The organism is Enhygromyxa salina (assembly GCF_002994635.1).
Taxonomy (GTDB): Bacteria; Myxococcota_A; Polyangia; order Nannocystales; family Nannocystaceae; genus Plesiocystis; species Plesiocystis salina_B.
Genome location: NZ_PVNL01000109.1, coordinates 51,008 through 57,401, shown reverse-complemented (window position 1 = coordinate 57,401; position 6,394 = coordinate 51,008). Strand labels below are relative to the sequence as shown.

5 protein-coding genes are annotated in these 6,394 nt (G+C 67.9%); 2 read left to right on the top strand and 3 right to left on the bottom strand.

The window, feature by feature from the left end; translation table 11 throughout:
• Positions 1-611: 611 nt before the first annotated feature.
• Together ENSA7_RS27035 and ENSA7_RS27030 are read left to right on the top strand one after the other, a co-directional pair.
• Positions 612-1,859: a TIGR04552 family protein gene (locus ENSA7_RS27035; protein WP_106092242.1), complete on the top strand. Its 1,248-nt coding sequence runs from the start codon at positions 612-614 to the stop codon at positions 1,857-1,859.
• A gap of 103 nt (positions 1,860-1,962) precedes the next feature.
• Positions 1,963-3,216, top strand: coding sequence for a DUF4215 domain-containing protein (locus tag ENSA7_RS27030; protein WP_106092241.1), 1,254 nt, complete (start codon positions 1,963-1,965; stop codon positions 3,214-3,216).
• A 4-nt stretch (positions 3,217-3,220) separates the two neighbouring features.
• Here ENSA7_RS27030 and ENSA7_RS27025 read toward each other — a convergent pair whose 3' ends face one another.
• Genes ENSA7_RS27025 through ENSA7_RS27015 form a run of 3 tightly spaced genes read right to left on the bottom strand, consistent with a single transcriptional unit; the run spans position 3,221 to position 6,349 of the window.
• Positions 3,221-3,676, bottom strand: a complete 456-nt coding sequence (locus ENSA7_RS27025) for a hypothetical protein (RefSeq protein WP_106092240.1) — start codon at positions 3,674-3,676, stop codon at positions 3,221-3,223.
• Between the two features lie 58 nt (positions 3,677-3,734).
• Positions 3,735-6,008 carry a sensor domain-containing diguanylate cyclase gene (locus tag ENSA7_RS27020; RefSeq protein WP_106092239.1) on the bottom strand — a complete coding sequence of 758 codons (2,274 nt, stop codon included), beginning with the start codon at positions 6,006-6,008 and terminating at the stop codon, positions 3,735-3,737.
• Positions 6,005-6,349 (bottom strand): FtsB family cell division protein, encoded by a 345-nt coding sequence (locus ENSA7_RS27015; RefSeq protein WP_106092238.1) that lies wholly within the window; start codon positions 6,347-6,349, stop codon positions 6,005-6,007. Before ENSA7_RS27015 ends, ENSA7_RS27020 begins: the two co-directional genes overlap by 4 nt.
• Positions 6,350-6,394 lie beyond the last annotated feature (45 nt).

Here is a 6,394-nt window from a genome sequence, read left to right as displayed (position 1 = left end):
CCCCCGGTCTCCGCCCCCGGAGCGGTTGGCTGGCTGCACCCAATGCCGCCACCCCGGCGCCACTCGCGAACAGGCCGGCCCGCACAAAAGCGCGTTTTTCCAGCATTTCTCAGGTAGCCAACTGGCATCGAGCGGCACCTGCAAGCTCGACCACGGACCCGTCTGCGCGTGAATGCGAAGTGTGCGCCGACTCGCACCTGGAGTAAAACAACCACAGTGTGAGCGTCTTTTCGCAGGTTCGGGAATGTGCTAGAGGGGCTGCCGCGTGGTGAGGGCCTGCCCCGAACCCCGTGTTTCTCCCCGTTCGGGGCTTCTTTCTGGACTTACCCTAGGCGTCTGCGACCTACACCTACATCTGCAACTTTGTAGGTCGATATCCAAGTAAGTGGTAACTCACAGGAAGTCACCCAACCGGAGCAGAAACGATGATCCTCGCCTACATCGGAAACCTCACCGCCGCCCTCGTCAGCATCGGCCTCCTCGTCGGTACCCTGCGCTTCACGAGCCGCGCAAACTGAGCGGCTTCGCTCGGTCGAGTTTACAACACTCGACTTGCCCGTGATGCGGCTCACTAGTCTAAGCTGGAGCGACGGGCCGCACCCAGTCGCGCCATGAGTGAGTCGCATCAACAACCGCCAGCTCCTGGCGCCGGCCCGTCCAGCGAGGGCGCGCCGGTCCGAAAACTCGGCGCCTTCTCGGTCTCCGAGATGGTGCGACAGGCCGACGCCGTCCCGTCGCTCGAAACGATCGATCTGCAGGACGCCAACGAGCTGCGCCTGCTGTTGCGGGGTGAGTCGGTGATCGACTGGCACCGCCTCGACCTCGAGACCGAGGCGGACGCACGGCGGCTGCTCGAGCTCAACGCGTTCGACTGGGACGACGAGGGCGACCGCCGACGGATCGAGGTCCTGCGCGGCAACGCGGTCGACTACCTGCAGCGCGTGCTCAATTTTCACCTCGACGACGAGGTCTCGCACGGGGCCCCGTTCATCGAGCTGCCGCTGATGGCCTCGGGCAAGGGCACCCGCAAACAACAGCGAGGCGCGTGCGTGCTGCTCAAGGTCATGCACATCCTGCATCACCTCGACGCCCGCGAGCTCCGGACCCGGCTCGCGCTCGCCGACACCGAGCTGTTCGAGTCCGTCGAGCAGAGCGTGCTGGCGATCTTCGATCAGCTGCGCTCGAGCGGCGCGCCCGTGGTCGAGTTTGCGTGGTCCCGCAAGACCCGCGAGTCGCTGCTCACCAAGATGCTCGTCAAGCGTGAGACCAGCGCCGCCCGGGTGTTCGATCGGCTGCGGTTCCGGCTGATCGTCAAGCGCCGCGAGGACCTGGTCCCGACCTTGCGCACGATGCTGCGCAAGCTGATCCCGTTCAACTACGTGGTCCCCGGTCAGACCGTCAACGATCTGATCGATCTGCGCGACCTCGCGATTGGCCCGAGCCGCCTGACCACCGACGAAGGCCGCCGGGCCGAGACCAACGAGTTCTCGGGCGCCAACTTCCGGGTGATCAACTTCATCGCCGACCTGCCCGTCCGCGTCGATCGCCTGACCCGCGACGGCCCCAACCGCCAAGACCAGCTCGGCGACGACGACCGCGGCGACATGGTGTTCGTGCTCGCGGAGTTTCAGCTGATCGACGCCGCGACGGCCCGCGCCAACGAAGAGGGCGAGTCCTCGCACGACGCGTACAAGACCCGGCAGCACTCGCGCGTGCGCGAGCGGATGCTGCGGGTCAACTCGGAGCCGCGGGCCGACAAGAAGCTGCAGCGCGCGCTGCAAGCTGCCGCCGACGCGGAGGCCAAGACCCTCGATCCGGACAAGACCCTCGATCGCGTGGTCCAGGCCGACGAAGCTTGAGCTGGGCCGGTCCGCCCCCCTCGTGACCCCGTCCCCGCGATCGGGCGTCCGAGCCGCGGCCCAAGGGACTTCCATGCTCGCCCGCTGGCAGCGACAATGCGGCATGGCACTCGAGCTCAGGCTTCTTGGTCGCGATCGATCCCTCGTCTTAATTGTCGGCCTGAGCGCGGTCTTGGCGTGCTCGAGCGGGGACTCGGGCGACGGCTTCACAGGCTTTGGGAGCCTCTCCACCACCGCCACGGCTGGCGACGGCGACGGCGACCCGGCCGAGACCAGCGGCGACGGCGACAGTGATACCGGCAACGAAGACTGCGGCGACGGGATCGTCCAGGCCGGCGAAGAGTGCGACCTCGGCACGCAAAATTCCGAGTCCGGTCAGTGCACGCCGAATTGCTTCATCGCCAGCTGCGGCGACGGCTACGTGTACGAGGGCTTCGAGGAGTGCGACGACGGCAACCCCAGCAACACCGACGAGTGCGTGAGCGGCTGCAAGCTCGCGACCTGCGGCGACGGCTTCGTGCACGACGGCGTCGAGATCTGCGACGACGCCAACGACGATCCCGCCGATGGCTGCAACAGCATGTGTCTGCCCGGCGAGTGTGGTGACGGGATCTTGCAGGACGGCGAGCAGTGCGACGACGGCAACAGCGAGACCAGCGACGAGTGCCCGGCGTGCCAGCTCGCGTTCTGCGGCGACGGCTACATCCAAGCTGGCGTCGAGGCATGTGACGACGGCAACACGGCCAGCGACGACGCGTGCACCCATCCATTTTGCGAGCCGGCGACCTGCGGCGACGGCATCGTCTGGACAGGCGTCGAGGAGTGCGACGACAACAACCTCGACGACGACGACGCGTGTCCCAGCAGCTGCATCCCCGCCTCGTGCGGCGACGGCTTCAAGCAGACCGGCGTCGAGGAGTGCGACGACGGCAACAACGTGAGCGAGGACGGCTGCGACGCGATGTGCTTCGCCGAGTGCGACGGAGACATCGTCGTCGACGACTGGAACGGCTACACCTACTTCAAGGTCCCGGTCATGGGCGCGATGACCGATCCCAACATCGCCCAGGCCTGCTCGGACTGCGGGCTCGCGACCCCCTGCGCGGCCACGGCCGGGTGCAACTACAACGACAACATCTGCTTGCAGACCAACAACGAGCCCAGCTGCGGCAACCCGATGCAGGCGCTCTCGCAGCTGCTGTGCAACAACGGGAACCCGGGCAGCTGCATGGCGCTGTGGGGCGTGTATCAGTACATGGGCAACAACTGGAACGGGGGCTGCGGCGCCGAGCAGAACAGCTGGTGCTCGCAGGGGAACAATCAGAACAACAAGTTCGCGCTGTGCGTGCTGCCGTAGGAACTCAGAGGCTCACGGGCTCGGCGACCACCAACGTCCAGCGAAGCTCGCCGTGCTTGGCCCGGCACCACTGCTCGCTGCAGACGAAGTAGTCCACGCTCGCGCGGACCTCGTAGCTGCCCGGCACCGCGGGCGCCTTGATCGGGACCCGCAGGCGCGGCTGAACAGCCAGCGGATCGACGACGGCCGACCACCCCAGGCGGTTCTCGACCAGCGCGAGCTCGCTCGGTTGCACACGTGTCAGCAGCGGGAGCTCGCGCTCGGGCGCCTCGAGCAGCACCAGCGAGAGCTCGCTCGTCTGCCCGGGCGCCAGCGTTGGGACAGGCAGCGCGCGGACCTGCGCGGTGATCGGCTCGTCCACGTCGCCCTCGGCGTGCGCCGTCTCGAGCTGCGCACCGCCCAGCCCAATCGCAAGCCCGAGCAGAACCGCCCCCGCGCGCCAGTGCTTCGGCCCCGCCACGGGAGCATCATCCCCCACCCGGGGTCGCGATGCCAAGCCAGGCCAAGCCACCCCAAGCTCAGGGCAGGTCGCAGACCTTCGTCACGCGGTTGCGGCCGTGCTCTTTGCAGTAGTACAGCGCCTGATCAGCCTTCTCGATCAGCTCATGGCGATCGAGCCCATCACCCGGGAACTCGGCCACGCCAAGTGACAGGGTGACCGAGAAGCTCCCGTTGTCCGAGGTGATCGACTGGGCCGCGATCTCTTCGCGGAGCCGATTGGCGAACACGGCCGCGCCCTCACCGTCGGTGTCGGGCAGCACCAGGACGAACTCTTCGCCGCCGTAGCGGGCCACGATGTCGACCTTGCGCGCATGCTGGGTGAAGATCGCCGCGACCCGCTTGAGCACCGCGTCGCCGACCGGGTGCCCGTAGGTGTCGTTGACGCTCTTGAAGTGATCGATGTCGGTCAAGATGATCGAGAACTTCTGCCCGGTCCGCTCGGCTAGCGCATGCAGGTGCTCGAGCCGCTCCTGGAACGCGCGATGGTTGGTCAGCCCGGTCAGACCGTCGGTGGTCGCCCGCTCCTCCATCGACTCGTACATGCGGGCGTTCTGCAGGCTGACGCCGACCTGGTGCGAGATCACCCGCAGCATCTCCCGCGCCGCTGGCGGGTAGGCCTTGGCCCGCGCGCTCACCAGCGTGACCGTGCCCAGCACCTGCTCACCGCGGACCAGCGGCAGCACCAGCACGCTGCGGGCCTTGTCGAGCTTCGCGCTGGGATCGAACACCGCGACCGAGCTGTCGGTGTAGTCGCCGTTGGCTGGCATGTGGTGGCGGTTCTTGACCGCCATCGAGGCCAGACACACGCCGTCGCGGAACCGCATGGACTCGAGCTGGGTGGCCAGCGAGCGCCAGTACTCGAGCTCGCGCTCGCTGTGCCCCTGCTGATCCAGCTGCGCGTTGCAGCGCACCGCGATGACCTCGTGAATCCCCGCGCCCGCGTCGTGGCGGGTGATCACCGCGAGCTCATAGGGCGCCATGGCACCGAGCGCGGCGAAGGTCTTGGCGTACACGTCCTGCAGCGTGAGCGCCTGATTGAGCAGCTCGCTGGCCCGGTAGAACTGCTCTTGCTCGTACTTGCCGCGCTCGACCGCCGCGAACGCCCGCTCCTGCTCGATGATCCGCAGGCACTGGCTGCCGGCCTTGATCAGCGTCTCTTGCTCGAGATCGCTGAACGGCCGGTCGTCGATCCGGTCGGCGCACAAGAACCCGCGCACGACCTTGCCGTCGGTCAACGGCACCGCGCACAGATCCGTGACCGGCTCGGGCCCCTGGTAGTAGGGCGGCACCCGGCGTCCACCCAGCGACTTGAGGCGCAGCGGCTTGGGGTCGCGCAGCACCGCCGCGAGCACCCCCGGCGACTCGATCGTCGGGGTGTCGATCACCATCTCCGACGCGGTCGCCATCTCCTTGATCACCAGTCGCGGGGTCTTGCGCGAGTCGACGCGCTCACCCGGCTTGCGCTCCTCGTCGTCGGCCTCGACCCACAACAACGCCGCGGTGTGGAGCTCGAGCGAGACGCTCAGCAGATCGATCGTGAAGAACAGCTGCTCGTGGATCGCCTGCACGGCCCCTTGCGACATGCGCAGCTCCTCCTCCTCGCGGCTGCGGACCGCCCGGCTCGCAAGCGGCAGCTGCGACGCGATCAGGCGAAAGTCGCGAGCCTCCTGGCGGACCCGGGCGAGCTCGGCGCTGACCGACTCCGCGTGCTGGCCCCGCAGTCGCCGCGCGAGGCTGGTCAGGACCAGCAGGTTGCCGGCCGCGAAGAACAACAGATAGGTCAGGTGCATCGCGACGATGCCCCAGTGCCCCTCGAGTCCGGCCTTGCCGCTCGCGTAGCCGACCAGGATCTCGAGCATGCAGGTCGCCGCCAGCCAGATCCCCGCGATCCAGCGCTGCTTGTTGACGATCAACAAGAACGAGACGAGCGCGTAGACCAGCGGATACAGGAAGCTCCCGAGCCCGCCGGTTGCGACGATCAGGATGTAGACCCCGGTCACCAACAGCAGGCCCAGCTCGATCTCGTGGGCGGCGTCGACGGCCAGCGTGGCCCCGACCCGGCGCCGCGGCCCGTCACCAGCGACCGGACCCAGCTCGCGCATCACCGCCCGGCCGAGCGTGGCCGCGTAGATCGCCAGGCCCGTGAGCACCAGCAGGTCGCCGGCCCACAGCCGAGTCGCCGAGAACTGGCCCATCGCCATCAGGTAGGCGAAGGCCACGACCACGATCAGACCCCACCACTCGACCGCCTGGCGGCGAGCCCGAAACAAGGTGCGCGCGAGTACGGTCATCGCTGGTCTCCGGTGCCCCGGGTTCGCGGGGCTTGCGGGCGGTGCAGCTCGAACACGAGCTCGCCCGGCTTGATCATGTTGAGGTCCTCACGAGCAATGCGCGCGAGCTCTCGGTCGACCCGCTCGTGCGAGTCGGGGTCCTCGGGGTCGCGGTGCAGCGCGTCGACCTCGGCGTCGAGCAGACGGATCTCGTCACGCAGCCGCGTGTTGCTCTCGATCAGGGCGTCCCGCTCGGCCCGCACCCGGGCGAGATCCTCGGCCCCCAGGTGCTCGTAGTTGGGCAGGAACGCCAGCGCGGCGGTGATGAACAAGGCCAGCAGGATGCGATTGAGCCAGGTCATCGGCGTCGGTGCTCGCAAGGTACGGATCCTGCCCCCAGCTCGCAA